Raw genomic sequence first — 15,969 nt, 5'->3', positions numbered from 1 at the left:
TAATCTGAAGCCTTGAGCCTTGCCAAAGCTCAAGACTCAAGATCATTTATTTACTTAGATAAAGATTTCTCTCAGAGTAAATCTTCAAGAAATAGTCATCCATCAAATCTTCGATGAAATAGATTGCTTCACCTGTGGATTTCATTTCAGGACCTAATTCTTTGTTCACGTTAGGGAATTTGTTGAAAGAGAATACAGGAACCTTGATCGCATATCCTTCTTTCACAGGCTTGAAGTCGAAATCAGTGACTTTCTTGTCTCCTAGCATGACTTTGGTCGCATAGTTCACGTAAGGCTCTTGATAAGCTTTACAAATAAACGGTACGGTTCTCGAAGCTCTAGGGTTTGCTTCAATGATGTAAACTTTATCATCTTTGATAGCAAACTGAATGTTGATCAAACCAACAGTGTTCAGCTCCTTAGCGATTTTTTGAGTATGGCTTTCAATCTGTTGGATTACAAAGTCACCCAAGTTATAAGGAGGAAGCACTGCGTACGAATCTCCAGAGTGGATACCCGCAGGCTCGATATGCTGCATGATTCCGATGATGTATACATTTTCTCCATCGCATATCGCGTCAGCTTCAGCTTCTATAGCTCCGTCAAGGAAATGATCCAAAAGAACTTTGTTCCCAGGAATCTCCCTCATGATTTCAACGATATGTCTTTCCAATTCTTGTTCATTGATGACAATTTTCATGTATTGTCCGCCAAGAACGTATGAAGGTCTTACCAAAAGAGGATATCCAAGTTCGTTTCCTTTGTCGATTGCCTCATCAGCGCTTTCCACTGTAGTGAACTTAGGATAAGGGATATCGTTGTCAGCCAACAATTGAGAGAATCTACCTCTGTCTTCCGCCAAGTCAAGAGCGTCGTAGCTTGTTCCGATGATTTTGATACCATATCTTTCAAGCTTTTCAGCAAGCTTAAGCGCTGTTTGTCCGCCAAGCTGCACGATTACGCCCTCAGGCTTCTCATGAAGTATGATTTCATAAAGGTGCTCCCAGAACACCGGCTCGAAATATAATTTATCAGCAATATCAAAGTCCGTAGAAACAGTCTCAGGGTTGCAGTTGATCATGATCGTTTCGTAGCCGGCTTCTTTAGCTGCTAACACACCGTGTACGCAGCTGTAATCGAACTCAATACCTTGACCGATACGGTTAGGGCCTGCTCCAAGCACGATGATTTTCTTTCTGTCAGAAGACGAAGATTCGTTTTCGTCACCGAAAGAAGAGTAGTAATATGGTGTTTTTGCTTCGAACTCAGCAGAGCAAGTATCCACTAATTTGTATACTCTCTTGATGCCGAACTCATTGTATCTTTTCTCGAATACATCGCTTTCAAGGCAACCGAAAAGGTGCGCTATTTGGCGATCTGCGTAACCTTTCTCTTTTGCAACTTGCAATAATTGCTTAGGAACAGTTTCAAGCGTGTATTTTTTGATTTCATTTTCAACAGCGATCAATTCTTCGATTTGGTTAAGGAACCAAGGGTCGATTTTAGATAGCTTTTGAATTGTCTTGAATGGTATTCCTAGTTTGAAGGCATCGTAAATATGGAATAATCTATCCCAGCTTGGGTTGGCAAGACTGTAAAGGATTTCATCCTGATTAGTCAACTCTTTGCCATCGCATCCCAATCCATTTCTCTTGATTTCCAATGACTGACAAGCTTTTTGAAGTGCTTCTTGGAAGTTTCTTCCAATACCCATCACTTCTCCAACGGCTTTCATCTGAAGACCAAGCGATTTGTCAGCGCCAGGGAATTTTTCGAAATTCCAACGAGGAATCTTCACGATAGTGTAATCGATAGAAGGCTCGAAGAAGGCCGAAGTCGTTCCTGTAATTTGGTTTTTAAGCTCGTCAAGGTTGTATCCAATAGCAAGCTTTGCCGCGATCTTGGCGATAGGGTACCCAGTTGCCTTTGATGCCAAAGCGGATGATCTTGATACTCTTGGGTTGATCTCAATACCTATGATCGTATCGTCAGTAGGGCTTACAGAAAACTGCACGTTGCAACCACCAGCGAATTGTCCGATACCATTCATCATTTTGATCGCCAAATCACGCATTCTTTGGTAGATTGTATCCGAAAGCGTCATGGCAGGAGCTACAGTGATCGAGTCTCCTGTGTGAACACCCATAGGGTCGAAGTTTTCGATAGAGCATATGATGATAACGTTTCCGTTGCTATCTCTCAAAAGCTCAAGCTCGTACTCTTTCCATCCCAAGATACTTTGCTCGATTAGCACCTCGTGAGTTGGAGAAGCATGCAGACCTTTTGTAAGCGCTTTGTCGAAGTTCTCAGGTGAATCAACAAACCCGCCTCCTGTACCTCCAAGAGTAAATGAAGGACGAATTACAAGAGGAAAACCGATTTCTTGCGCGATTTCTTTTCCATGAAGAAAAGATGTAGCAGTTTCTCCTTTACAAACGTCTACATTTAGTTCGATCATTTTTTGACGGAATTGCTCTCTGTCTTCAGTGATCTCGATGGCTCCAGTGTCCACACCGATCATTCTTACTCCGTACTTTTCCCAGATTCCGGCTTTTTCACAGTCGATGGCCAAGTTAAGGGCAGTTTGTCCTCCCATAGTCGGAAGCACAGCATCGATGTTTTCATGTTTTTCTAAGATTTGCCTGATAGATTTTTTCTCCAGCGGCAAGAGGTATATATTGTCCGCGGTAACATTATCTGTCATGATAGTCGCTGGGTTGGAGTTGATCAAAGTAACTTCGATACCCTCTTCCCTTAGCGAACGTGCTGCTTGCGACCCTGAATAGTCGAATTCACACGCTTGTCCAATTACAATCGGGCCACTCCCGATAATCAATACTGACTTGATACTATTATCTCTAGGCATTTTTAGAATTTATTAAAATAAGAACAAACTATTCAAATTGAACAAATTTAATCCAAATGCGCCGGAATGAAAAATCATTTCGGGTTTCTTTGTCCTAGATTTTATCATTCCAAAAAAAACACAGAAAAAGCTAAGGAAAATTATTTTACCAAAGCATCCCTTTTGTAATATTATGTGTATTTAATGTGAATGATTTAAAAAAACTAACATAAAAGACTGACAAAATGAAAGCCCTAAAACTATTGGTTTTGGCATTTGGCGCTGTGACTTTGACAAGTTTAGTCAGAGTGGAGCCTTCGCCTCCTACAGATATCCAATTTGTTTATCGACCGATTTATCAAAAAAGCAAGAATGGTTTGATTGGTTTGGAGCCACCAAGGGAACTAAAGAATACAGGCAAGATATATGTGTATGAGAATTTCCTGTTAATAAACAGTGTTAGAGAAGGGATTCATATCTTGGACAACACGAATCCTGAAGCTCCTAAAAATATAGCGTTTATAAGCATAGCTGGAAATGTCGATATGGCAGTGAAAGACAAGGTGTTGTACGTGGACAATTATGACAGACTATTGGCATTGTCGTTTGGAGATGATTTTAAGATGATCAAGTTGGAAGGTATGGTTGAAGGCCAATTTGGAGAAACAGCTCATTTGCCACCTTTCGAGGCAATCGCGTATGAATGTGTGGATTCAGAACAAGGTTATGTAGTAGGCTGGGAAATGGTGACAAGAGAGGAGGTGAATAGCGTATGTTACAGATAAAAAGCATCATTAGACAGTTTTGTTGTTTTATAGCTATCGTTGCGGTTTTGCCCTCTTGCAAGAGTGATTCTTCAATGGATGGGTCGGCGCCTATAGGAGATCAAGTCGGAGTTGGAGGAAGCATGGCTCGGTTTACCATCAAAGGAGATAAGTTGTATACAGTCAGCGAGAGTCAGTTGAATGTGGTTGATATTTTTGATCCAAAGCAAATGAGTGTGGAAAAGTCGATTGATTTGCCAATGGGTATTGAAACGATATTTCCGTATGACACTATGTTGTTTATAGGTTCTAACACAGGCATGTTTATTTTTGATGTAAGAGATCCTTCTTCTCCGAGAATGCTTTCTGTATATGAGCATATCACTGCTTGCGACCCTGTGGTAGTTAGCGGGAAGTATGCTTATGTTACATTAAGATCTGGAAGAACATGCCGAAATACTCAGAATATACTGGAGGTAATTGATGTGGGAAATCCGACATCGCCGGTTAAAGTTGGAGAATATCAAATGGAGCATCCTCATGGTTTGGGAGTTCTTGGACAGAGTTTATTGGTTTGCGAGGGAGATTTTGGATTGACGGAAATGGATATTTCAAACCCTGAAAACCTGAAGAAAATAGGTTTCGTCAATGATATCCATGGGTATGACCTGATCCCTTTGAGAAACAAAAATATAGCGATCGTGACAGGAGAGACTGGGTTGAGACAGTATAGAATAACAGAAGACGGCAGGTTGGGAGAGATGTTGAGTGAAATTGCGATTCAAAAGTCAGATGCAGAAGAGGAGGCTATATAAATTCAGACTACAGGAATATTTGGGTTTCAGGTGTTCCTGTAGTTTGATTGTAAAATTGCCTAAATATTGTTTAGATAGATTTCGATGAAAATATAAAAAAAATAGCCATTGAAATTGCGTTTTTAAAAAAATGACCTACCTTTGCAATCCCATTATCGGAAAAGCTAATGGGAAACTATGCGAAAGTAGCTCAGCGGTAGAGCATCACCTTGCCAAGGTGAGGGTCGAGGGTTCGATCCCCTTCTTTCGCTCAAAGACTAAAATGTTAGTCAAGCTGGAGTGGTGGAATTGGTAGACACGCAAGACTTAAAATCTTGTGTCCTTTAGGACGTGCGGGTTCAAGTCCCGCCTCTAGTACTCTTTTTCTTTTGAGAGTATAAATATAAAAGTAGAAGCGAAAGTAGCTCAGCGGTAGAGCATCACCTTGCCAAGGTGAGGGTCGAGGGTTCGATCCCCTTCTTTCGCTCATAAAACGATGCAAAGGCATTGTCTTGACGATATTGAATTGAATGCGAAAGTAGCTCAGCGGTAGAGCATCACCTTGCCAAGGTGAGGGTCGAGGGTTCGATCCCCTTCTTTCGCTCAACGACTATATGTTAGTCAAGCTGGAGTGGTGGAATTGGTAGACACGCAAGACTTAAAATCTTGTGCCCTTTTGGGCGTGCGGGTTCAAGTCCCGCCTCTAGTACTCTTTTTCTTTTGAGAGTATAAATACAAAAAGTAGAAGCGAAAGTAGCTCAGCGGTAGAGCATCACCTTGCCAAGGTGAGGGTCGAGGGTTCGATCCCCTTCTTTCGCTCAAAATCTTAACCGTCTTTTAGACGGTTTTTTTGTTTCCCCCAACCTCTTCACTGTATTTTAAAGTTTTTTAACAGTATTCTTTTTCTGCAAGGCAAGATGATTTAGCAATATTTTTTTTAAATTAGAATTTTGTTGAGATAAGTTCGAAAATTATAGATTTCATGGATAATTCAAATCAAGCTAATTCCTACCACGAGAAGATTCAGCAAGTAATGGATGAAGTGGGTAAGATTGTCGTTGGGCAAGATTATATGGTCAATCGTTTATTGATAGGCTTGTTTACCCAAGGACATATATTGCTTGAAGGTGTGCCCGGTCTTGCGAAGACATTGACAGTGAATACGCTTGCTAAAGTATTGAGACTGGATTTCAAAAGAATACAGTTTACACCGGACCTTTTGCCTGCCGATGTGATTGGAACAATGATTTACAATCAGCAAAAGGCGGAGTTCGAAGTGAAAAAAGGACCTGTGTTCGCTAATTTGGTTCTTGCTGACGAGATCAACCGTTCGCCTGCCAAAGTTCAAGCGGCTTTGTTGGAGGCTATGCAGGAGAAGCAAGTGACGATAGGCGAGGAGACATTTAAATTGCAGAAGCCATTCTTTGTGTTGGCGACCCAGAACCCTGTGGATCAAGAAGGAACGTACCCATTGCCGGAAGCGCAGATGGATAGATTCATGATGAAGGTCTATGTGGACTATCCCACAAAGGATCATGAGCTTGAAGTAATGAGAAGAATGGCTAATATGTCTTTCCATGAAGAAGTAAAGCCTGTGCTTGAGGTTCAAGATATCATGGACATTCGTGAGCAGATTAATCAAGTCAAGATTTCCGAATCATTGGAGAAGTATATTATTGAATTGGTGTTTGCCACTAGATATCCGGGAGAGTATGGTTTGGAGGAAGAAGCCAAGTATATTGAGTTTGGAGTTTCGCCGAGAGCAAGTATTAATATGAACCTTGCGGCTAAAGCGACTGCCTTTTTCCAAGGAAGAAACTATGTGTTGCCTGAAGATGTGAAAGAAGTTGCCGTTGATGTGTTGAATCACAGGATAATGGTGAACTATGAAGCAGAAGCTGATAGCGTCACGACTAGAGACATTGTAAATCAAATATTGGTTAAAGTTCCGATATCGAATTAGAGGACTATTATTAGCTTATACAAGTAATGAAATTATGGAAACCACTCATTTTGAGTGGTTTTTTTGTTTTTAGCTCTAAATATTACACAGGTTAGATCTTTGTTAACTAAGAATCATTTGTGTGAATTTTGTGTTAATGAAATTTGATAGGATTTAAGATTTGCTTTATTGAATTTAACCAATAATACGTTTTTGAAGGTTTTTAGGATAAAATAATATGAGTTAGTACTATTTTGAATTAAAATTTTCTTAATCTATCGATTTAAGTGTAACTTTTAGATAATATCTTGTTTAAAAGCAAGTAATGGTATTCGGGTAATTTTGTTTTCGAAATTAAGAAATTGACTAATGATGAAACAAAATTTACTATTAACATTATTCTGCTGCCTATTTTCGGTCGCTGCCTTTGCAAAGGAAGTGGTGAAAGGTACTGTAAAAGATGCACAGACCGGAGAGGAAGTAATAGGCGCCAACGTATTGTTAGAAGGAACAACTTATGGAGCGTCTACGGATGTTTTCGGGAACTTTGAGTTCTCGGCGCCTAAGGGTACTTATAATATTGTAGTGTCTTATATAGGCTATAAAGATTACAAAAAATCTATTGAGTTAGGTTCTGGAGGATTGGTTGTGAATATCCAATTGGAATCAGACTTGGTGCAACTTGAAGGAGTAGTAGTTCAGTCCAAAGCTGATAGAGCGAGCGAGGAAGCTTTGTTGCTTGAAAGACAAAAGTCTACAACGATGGTGGAAGCGATAGGGGTTGAAGAGTTGGCGACAAAAGGAGTATCCAATGTTGAAGAAGGAGTTGCCAAGATGGTTGGTATCTCGAAGGAGAGCAATAGAGGGCTTTACGTAAGAGGTCTTGGAGATAGATATAACAATGCCTTGTTGAATGGACTGCCTGTTCCTTCTCCGAACCCAAACACTAAAATTATTCCATTGAATTTATTCTCTGCGGATATCGTGAAGAATATTTCAATTTCGAAAGTTTTTGATCCGCATTACACGGGAGATTTCGCTGGTGCGAGCATTAATGTTGTGACGAAAGATTATCCAGCGGATCCTTTTTTGAATGTATCGGTGTCTTCCGGATACAATAGTATTTCCACTGGCAAGGACTTTAGAAGCTCTAAGGATGGAGCTTATGAAAAGCTAGGATTTAGCGGTGATGGAAGACAGCTTCCAGATGAGATTCGCAACGCAAAGATTTGGACTTCTGATGGAGAAGGCAAGCCAGAACCTTTTTCTACAAATTTTGACGCGCCTATAGGGTCAGCGCCTATTGATTTTGGTGTTGGCATCGCTGGAGGTAAACTTTTTGATTTGGCAGGATCGTCTTCTTTAGGGGTTTTATTTTCGGTGAATTATGACAATGAGTATAGAACAGAAGAAGGGGTGTTTAAAAGTGTGAATGCTCAGGATGATGTGCAAGAAGATTATACATATTTGAAAAATAAATATAATACAAATACTTCCGCGCTACTTAACCTATATTATAGAATAAATTCTAATCATAAAATCAGCTATAACTCATTGTTTGTGAATAGTTCAGAGAACGAGTATGGGCAATGGGATGGAGAAGACTTTGATAGAGGTTTCTTGAGAGTTCAACGTATTAGATATATTCAAAATCAGCTTTGGACGAATCAATTATTGGGTAGCCATGTGTTGAGCGTGGATGAAAGTTGGACCTTGGATTGGGCAGGATCTTATTCAATTGCGACTAGTGATGAGCCTGATAGGAGACAGCTAACTTTCCAAACAAATGAGAACTTTGATAACTATTTGCTTAACTCATTAAATGCATCTGATAATCAAAGGTACTGGGGTGAATTAAGTGAAGATGAGTGGGCTACAAAAGTTGAAGTTAAAAAAGGATTTTCTCCAAAGGAAAATATGGGTGAGTTCAATCATTATATAACTTTTGGCTTGAATTCTCAATCAAAAGCTAGAGATTTTGAATGGAGACAGGTTAATATTCAGGATGTTGAAAAGTTAATGTCTGACCCTAGGTATGAGAACGGTGTGAATCCTGACAAGCCTTCAGATTATATCAATGACGAGAACTATTCGGATGGGCTATACTTTTATAAGGATCAGCCTGATCCTTCTAGAATTTTTAAGGCAAACGTTGATGTTGCATCAACATATCTAATAGGTGACTTCACTTTAGTTCCAGACAGACTTAGTATGCAAGCAGGTGTAAGAGCAGAGCAAACTAATAGAGTTGTGAAGTTTAAAAAATTGAGAGACTTAATTGACGCTCCATTGAGAGAGAGTACTTATGAAGATCTTGCTGTATTGCCGTCTGTGAATTTCAAATATAACTTAAATGAAAAAAGCAGTTTGAAATTAGCTGCAAGTAAAACTCTGACAAGGCCTTCATTATTGGAAGTTGTGCCATTTATATATGTTGGACCTGAGGGACAATCAACAGGTAATGATACTTTGGCAAATAGCCAGAACTATAACTTTGATCTTAAGTACGAATTATTCCCTGAAGTAGGTTCTATTGTAGCTATTGGAGGTTTTGTACGATATATTAACGATGCGGTTGAAATGATTGTAACTCCGGAATCAGGAACGACTTTGTATAGTTTTGCAAATACAGACAATGCGACTGTCGCTGGTTTGGAACTTGAGTTTAACAGAGAATTAGGGAAATTCTTTGGCGACAATCCAACGTTAAATAAATTTTCATTAGGAGCGAACTTTACCTATCTACTTGTGAATGAAATCCAATTAAAGGAGAAAGGTGTGATGACTAATGATAAACGCGCATTGCAGGGAGCGTCTCCTTATTTAGTGAATGCTAATATGTCATTCAACGAAGATATTGGAAAGCTAAATACAACTTTTGCAATTGTGTATAATACTTTTGGCAGAAGGTTGTTTGCTGCTGGAGCGCAAAACAATGGGGATATTTTTGAAAAGCCAGTTCATACCCTTGACTTGGTGTGGAGAAACAGTATTAATGATAGATTAAGCGTGAACTTATCTGTTAAGAATTTGCTGGATCCTACATATGAAAGAGAGCAAGAGAGTGTGCTGGAAGGTGGACAAAATACTGTAGTTTATAGCTATAAAAAGGGTATTTCCGCAGGCTTGTCAATGTCATATAAATTCTAACATATACTTCAATCTAATGATTTTTAGAGGGGGTTATTTATTATATTTTATATTATAATAATTATTTATAATCCCTTCATTTCAAGGTTAGATATTGTTAATATGTAAGTTGTATATTTGTTTTATTAAATAAGATTCAAACAAAATTATACTGATAAAAGAGATGAAAAAACCAAACATCTTCAAAAAGTCCTTTGTGGCATTAGGTATGGCTACAATGGTAATGTTTACTGCTTGTAAGGATGATGAAAATGATAATCCTAATCCAGAGCCGCTTCCAGGAGACGAAATAGAAGTTTCTGGTGATATCACAGAAGATATGAAGTGGGAAGCAGGTACTGCTATTGTGCTTGCTGGTGGTGTTCACGTTGCGGAAGGTGTGACATTGACGATAGATCCAGGAGTTGTTGTAAAGAGCAAAAGCGGAGAGTCAATTGCATATTTATTGGTAGAGCAAGGTGGTAAAATCATCGCTGAAGGTACTGCTGCTAAGCCAATTGTATTTACTTCAGGTGAAGAAACTCCTGCAAGAGGTGATTGGGGTGGTGTTATCATATGTGGTGACGCTCCAGTTAACGGAGGAGATGGAGAAGGCGAAAGAACTGCTGAAGTTGGTGATGTGAAGTATGGCGGTAGCAATGAAGCTGATAATTCAGGAGTTTTGAAGTATGTTCGTGTTGAGTATACAGGTAATGCTATCAATGATGAAAAAGAGCATAACGGATTCACATTTAATGGTGTTGGTTCGGGAACGACTTTGATGTACCTTCAGTCGCATATGGGTGGAGATGATGCATTTGAGTTTTTTGGAGGTACAGTGAATGCAGAGAACTTGTTGGCTACAGGAGCTAAAGATGATTCATTCGACTGGACATACGGATGGTCAGGTAAAGGAACTAACTGGAAGGCTGTTCAAGCTGAAGAAACTGGAGACAGAGGTATTGAGGCAGACAATAATTCCAAAGATTTTACAGCAAATCCAGTATCAAATCCAACATTGGACGGTATTACTTTGATTGGAAATGGTGCTGAGAAAGACGGCAAGTCTGTAGTTGGTGTTAAGCTTAGAGCTGGAACTAATGCTTCGATTATGAACTTGGTTGTTTCAGGGTTCTCTGGATATGGTGTTGAAGTTGAGACAGAAGAGTCTACTGCTTTTGCTATCAACGGAGATATGAAAGTTGACGCTAAGCTTGATGGAAATGGCGAAATCGGTTATAACTTCAAAGAGGAAATTTCTGAAGAAGAGTTGAACAAAATCGAGCAGAACTTGACGGTTAATCCAGCTAATACTGGAGCTGACGAGTCGGTTTTCGAAGGCTGGACTGTAAGTGTTGATTATAAAGGAGGTGCTCCTGTTGCTGGTACGCCACTTGAAAATGGCGCTGTAATTTCTGGAGATATTGAAGAGAACACTGTTTTGACAGAAGGAAACACTTATGAGTTGGCTGCTGGGGTGCACGTTAAAGATGGTGCTGCTCTGATCATTCAGCCGGGTGTTACTATCAAGAGTAAAGTTGGTGAAGCTATTGCTTACCTTTTGATAGAGAAAGGAGCAAGAATTCTAGCTGAAGGTACAGCTGACAAGCCGATTGTTTTCACTTCTGGTGAAGAGGCTCCTTCAAGAGGAGATTGGGGTGGTATTATCGTTTGCGGTAAAGCGCCTATTAACGGTGGAGGTGCTGCTGGTGAAAGAACTGCTGAAGTTGGTGACGTAAAGTATGGTGGTAATAATCCTGAAGATTACTCTGGAGTATTGAAGTATGTTAGAGTAGAGTACACAGGTAACGCTATTAATGATGAAAAAGAGCATAATGGATTTACTTTCAATGGCGTTGGAAATAGAACAATCATTGAAAATATTCAAGCTTACATGGGTGGTGACGATGGAATCGAATTTTTCGGTGGAACGGTAAACGTAATGAATGTAGTTTCAACTGGTTCTAAAGATGATTCATTCGATTGGACTTACGGATGGTCTGGAAAAGCGACTAATTTGTTGGCAATTCAAGCTGATGATGCAGGTGACAGAGGAATTGAGGCAGATAACAACTCTAAAGATTTTGCTGCAGGCCCTGTGTCTAATCCAACTTTGGAAAATGTTACTTTGATTGGTAATGGTCGCACAGACGGTGAGAAGACTATAGATGGCGTAAAGCTTAGAGCTGGAACAAATGCTACAATCACAAACTTGGTTGTGACAGGTTTCTCTGGATATGGAGTAGAGGTTGAGACTTCAGAGTCTACTGCTTTCGCGATAAGCGGATCTATGAAAGTTGATGCTAAATTAGATGGCAATGCTGAAGGAACTTACTCATATAAAGAAGAGTTGACAGCTGATCAACAAGAGAAAGTTGAACAAAACTTGACAATCAATGACTCTAACACTGGTGCTGGTAGCCTTGGTGATGAGTCTTGGGTTAAGAAAATGAACTAATTTTTTGAATCAATAAGTCAAATTTCATATAATTTCGAAAGCTCTTCTGATTTCAGGAGGGCTTTTTTTGCTTTTTTCTATTGAACAAATTACAGTCTTGCTACTTTAATTCATTGAAGAGTAATGTCTTAATCATGACATGCGTCAATGATTCTTTCATCAATAAGTTATATTTTCGCATTGTTATTGATTCGCAGGCTTTGCAGGCTTGATGAAACTGAAAATTAGAAATAAGAAAAGGACTCTGTCCGTGTAATTTTACAAATATAGATTATGAGCAAGAAAGTCATTTTGATGATTCTGGATGGTTGGGGAATCGCTACCAATCCTGAAGTATCCGCTATTGATAAGGCGAATACTCCTTTTGTGGATTCATTGTACACGAAGTACTCCAACTCAAAGCTAGAAGCTTCGGGCTTGGCTGTTGGACTTCCTGAAGGCCAGATGGGGAACTCGGAAGTTGGACATATGAATTTGGGCGCGGGTCGTATTGTGTATCAAGATTTGGTGAAGATCAACAAGGCTTTCGATGAAAATACTATCGGAGAGAATGTTGCCCTTTTGGATGCATTCAAATACGCGAAAGAGAATAAAAAGAAAATTCACTTTATCGGTTTGGCTTCTGACGGCGGGGTTCATGCTCATATTGATCACTTGAAGGGATTGCTGTCTATTGCAAGCGATTTGGAGCTTGAAAATGTATTTGTTCATGCGTTTACTGACGGTAGAGATACTGACCCTAAAGGAGGCTTAGGTTACTTGAGTTCTCTTCAAGAGCATATGAATAAGACAACTGGACAAATTGCTTCGGTTGTGGGAAGATATTTCGCAATGGATAGAGACAATCGTTGGGAAAGAGTGAAAAAAGCATATGATGTCATGGTGAATGGCGTTGGAGAGAAGACACAAGACATTTTTGGCGCTATTGAAACATCATACGCTAATAATGTTACAGATGAATTTATCGAGCCGATTGTTCATGCTGATGCTGAAGGTAACCCATTGGCTACGATTGATCCGCATGATGTAGTGATTTGCTATAATTACCGTACTGACCGTGGTAGAGAAATCACAAAAGCTCTCACGCAAGAGGATTTCCCTGAGCAAGAGATGAGCAAATTGCCATTGTATTATGTGACAATGACTAACTATGATGATACATTCAATGAAGTGAATGTTATTTTCGATAAGGATAATTTGAAAAATACCCTTGGCGAAGTATTGTCTGAAAATACGAAAAGACAAATCAGAATCGCAGAAACAGAAAAATACCCTCACGTTACATTTTTCTTCTCTGGAGGTCGCGAAGTTGAGTTTGATGGCGAAAGCAGGCTATTGGCTCCTTCTCCTAAGGTGCCTACATATGACCTTAAGCCGGAGATGAGCGCGGAGGATATCAAGAATAAGATCATTCCTGAGTTGGAAAAAGAAGAAGTGGATTTCGTTTGCTTGAACTTCGCCAATACGGATATGGTAGGTCATACGGGAGTTTTCGAAGCGGCTGTTGCAGCGGCTGAAGCTGTTGACAAGTGCGCTCAGTCGGTAATCGAGACAGCTTTGGATCATGGTTACACAACATTGGTGATCGCTGACCATGGCAATTCAGACTTTATGGTGAATGCGGACGGTTCCCCTAATACAGCGCACACAACGAATTTGGTGCCTTTTATCGTAGTAGATCCTGAGTTCAAAGGAGATGTTAAAGATGGAAAGCTTGGTGATGTGGCTCCGACAATATTGAAACTAATGGGATTGGATATTCCTGCGGAAATGACAGGTGATATCTTAGTTTAAGAGATCATATTTCAGTACCCCATTTCATACAAATTTATTTTTTGAAGGCTGCTTTTGCAGCCTTTTTTATTTTAGTATCCACCCCAATATTTTCTCATGCTCCATTCCAATGTCAACAAGAATAGGATTAAGAAGAAAACCCATTTAAGATTGACAAAAGGGATGAAAGATTCTTCAGTATATATGATTCCTTGTTTGTCGCTTATATCAATGCTATTAAGCTGGGATGGCGATTCTATGAATGATCCTCCCGTATTTTCGCTGAGTTGGCGAAGCAAGCTGAAGTCCGCTGTTGGATTCTGGGCTTCATAGTTCAAGTTTTTCACTAAGAACTGGCCATTGTTTTTATAAGACTTATCATTGAAGTTTACAGATGATGTAAAATTATATATGCCTTCGGGAAGGTCGTTGATCGTAAAGTGATTGCTTTGAGGTGCATTTATAAAGCTATAGCTTTTATTTTCTTCGCCTTCTCTGGCTAAGTTAATGGATATCTTTTGACCGTAAACGGGTTCGAAAAGCTCGTTGTACAGTTCCGCATGAATATTGACAGGCTCATTGTCATGGAATTCATGTTTTGAAGGATAGCTTTTGAACTGCCTTTTATCTTCTTTGCTGCTAAGCAATTGCACCGTTTTGGAAATCAACTGATCAGTGCTTTCGCTGTCATCATTCATTTTTCGTTCTGAAATACCCCAAGTCCATATGCCTTCACCTAACAGTACTGCATGCTTAGGGTTGCTTTGGTCGTTAATGGCAAGCAATGGTTTTTGAGTTTGGACGTTCCCAATTCTTTGCAATAAAATGCTCTTAGAGCCATTTTTAAGATTGATATTGCCAAATGGAGTGCTTAATGGCGGCAGTTTTCCAAGGTTTTTTCTATTATCATCTTCATAATTGAAGGCTTTAAAGTTTGGGTTGAAGGAGCCGAAAGCTTCGTCTTTTTTGATGCTTCTGACTTGAACGTCAATGGCGGAGTTGTTTTTGCTTAAGGCTCTAAAGTCGCTCTGTCCTCCGGCGATGAAAAATTTGGGCGTTTCAGAATTCAATATATCTTTTACCGCATTGTTGAGTTTTCGATTTTTATGCGGAAGCTGATGCAGGATTACAAGATCGTATTTGTCTTTTGGAATTTTACTGTCATATGCGTAAGCTAACTTCAGATCATAATTGTCATTTTTCTCTATCGCTTGGCGTAGGGTTTTGATGTCTGGGTGGGGAGCGGCGGCTAGAAGAAGTATTTTTTGTTGGCCATCCACGACATCCAGATAGACATGTCTGGTATTGTTTTCTTTCGAATACTCTTTTGAAGGAGGTACAATATTCAATGTAAAATGCTGCATTCCTTCTTCGTCAGCGTCCAAGATAAAGTCTAACGTTTCAATGTGGTTTTCATCAGGAATTTCATAGCTTTTTTTGTCTATAAGCTTTTTTCCTTTGCGTAATTCAATTGTTACTTTCTCGCCTTGAAGCTTTTGGTTGTTGACTTTGGCTCTGATGGAGAATTTATTGCCCATATAGGCGATTTTGTTATGAAGCACATCAAGGAAGCTTGCGTCAGGCTTTACGATAGTATCCCCTATGCCTATCGTGTGCACAGGAAAGTTGTATTTTAGATAATTTGGATTGAATCCTTCATTAAAACGCCCGTCTGTCAGTAAAATAACAGAAGAAACTTTAGACCCTTCAAAATCATTTTGAATGTTTTTAAGCATCTTAGAAAGGTTAGTGCTTTTTTCCGAGAATTCCAATCCATTGTCTTCGCTGAAGTCTGAAAGCGATGCGGAAAGTGTTCTTACGCTTACGTCGAAAGTGTTATTTTGATTGCTTTTGAAGCTTCCGATTTCTTTAAGGTACTCAGCGAGAGCCAGTGAATCTCCATATTGAGCGACAGAACTTGAGTTGTCGATAGCGAAGATGACTTTTGGTTTTTCTTCCCAATTGAAGAACGAATTGATGATAGGACCCAGTAACAAAAATGATATTGTGGAAATACTCAAAAACCTCAAAGAGGACATTGCGTACAGTTGTTTTTTGTTCCACTTTTTGTTTGAACTGTAGAGCAGCCATGTTATCGCTGCGCCTAGCGCCAGACATAGTAGAATAAACCAAGGACTGTATGTGAATTGTATTTGAATATGTTGCATTTTGATAATGGTGATTCTTCAAGGCAATCGCTTTTAACAAGCTAAGATCAGTTAATATATATAAAAATTGCGAATATTATACCACGCTTACCTTTA

General features: G+C 39.5%; 8 protein-coding genes and 6 tRNA genes. 12 read left to right on the top strand and 2 right to left on the bottom strand.

Features of this window, described 5'->3' with window-relative positions; all coding sequences use genetic code 11:
• Positions 1 to 46: 46 nt before the first annotated feature.
• Positions 47 to 2,866, bottom strand: coding sequence for a carbamoyl-phosphate synthase large subunit (carB, locus tag AABK36_RS18425; RefSeq protein ID WP_309936612.1), 2,820 nt, complete (start codon positions 2,864 to 2,866; stop codon positions 47 to 49).
• A 224-nt stretch (positions 2,867 to 3,090) separates the two neighbouring features.
• Between carB and AABK36_RS18420 the strand changes: the two genes are divergently transcribed.
• The 12 genes from AABK36_RS18420 (at position 3,091) to gpmI (ending at position 13,726) form a co-directional block, all read left to right on the top strand.
• A complete protein-coding gene (locus AABK36_RS18420; protein WP_309936611.1) occupies positions 3,091 to 3,630 on the top strand; it encodes a hypothetical protein in 540 nt (179 codons plus the stop codon).
• Entirely contained in the window at positions 3,618 to 4,424 is an 807-nt protein-coding gene (locus AABK36_RS18415; protein WP_309936610.1) for an LVIVD repeat-containing protein, read from the top strand. The genes AABK36_RS18420 and AABK36_RS18415 overlap by 13 nt, the downstream gene beginning before the upstream one ends.
• 179 nt (positions 4,425 to 4,603) lie before the next feature.
• Positions 4,604 to 4,675, top strand: a tRNA-Gly gene (locus tag AABK36_RS18410).
• 22 nt (positions 4,676 to 4,697) lie between these two features.
• Positions 4,698 to 4,781 (top strand) — tRNA-Leu (locus tag AABK36_RS18405).
• Between the two features lie 37 nt (positions 4,782 to 4,818).
• A tRNA-Gly gene (locus AABK36_RS18400) sits at positions 4,819 to 4,890 on the top strand.
• 45 nt (positions 4,891 to 4,935) lie between these two features.
• Positions 4,936 to 5,007: transfer RNA gene (locus tag AABK36_RS18395), tRNA-Gly, on the top strand.
• 21 nt (positions 5,008 to 5,028) lie between these two features.
• A tRNA-Leu gene (locus AABK36_RS18390) sits at positions 5,029 to 5,112 on the top strand.
• A 38-nt stretch (positions 5,113 to 5,150) separates the two neighbouring features.
• Positions 5,151 to 5,222, top strand: a tRNA-Gly gene (locus tag AABK36_RS18385).
• Positions 5,223 to 5,385: 163 nt separating this feature from the next.
• Positions 5,386 to 6,366 carry an AAA family ATPase gene (locus AABK36_RS18380; protein WP_309936609.1) on the top strand — a complete coding sequence of 327 codons (981 nt, stop codon included), beginning with the start codon at positions 5,386 to 5,388 and terminating at the stop codon, positions 6,364 to 6,366.
• Between the two features lie 348 nt (positions 6,367 to 6,714).
• Entirely contained in the window at positions 6,715 to 9,495 is a 2,781-nt protein-coding gene (locus AABK36_RS18375) for a TonB-dependent receptor (protein WP_309936608.1), read from the top strand.
• A gap of 163 nt (positions 9,496 to 9,658) precedes the next feature.
• Positions 9,659 to 11,932, top strand: coding sequence for a hypothetical protein (locus AABK36_RS18370; protein ID WP_309936607.1), 2,274 nt, complete (start codon positions 9,659 to 9,661; stop codon positions 11,930 to 11,932).
• 273 nt (positions 11,933 to 12,205) lie between these two features.
• Positions 12,206 to 13,726, top strand: coding sequence for a 2,3-bisphosphoglycerate-independent phosphoglycerate mutase (gene gpmI / locus AABK36_RS18365; RefSeq protein ID WP_309936606.1), 1,521 nt, complete (start codon positions 12,206 to 12,208; stop codon positions 13,724 to 13,726).
• A 71-nt stretch (positions 13,727 to 13,797) separates the two neighbouring features.
• Here gpmI and AABK36_RS18360 read toward each other — a convergent pair whose 3' ends face one another.
• Positions 13,798 to 15,873, bottom strand: a complete 2,076-nt coding sequence (locus AABK36_RS18360) for a vWA domain-containing protein (protein ID WP_309936605.1) — start codon at positions 15,871 to 15,873, stop codon at positions 13,798 to 13,800.
• Positions 15,874 to 15,969 lie beyond the last annotated feature (96 nt).

Source organism: Aureibacter tunicatorum (assembly GCF_036492635.1).
Lineage (GTDB): Bacteria > Bacteroidota > Bacteroidia > Cytophagales > Cyclobacteriaceae > Aureibacter > Aureibacter tunicatorum.
The sequence above is the reverse complement of the archived record's forward strand: the minus strand, read 5'-3'. Positions and strand labels throughout refer to the sequence as shown.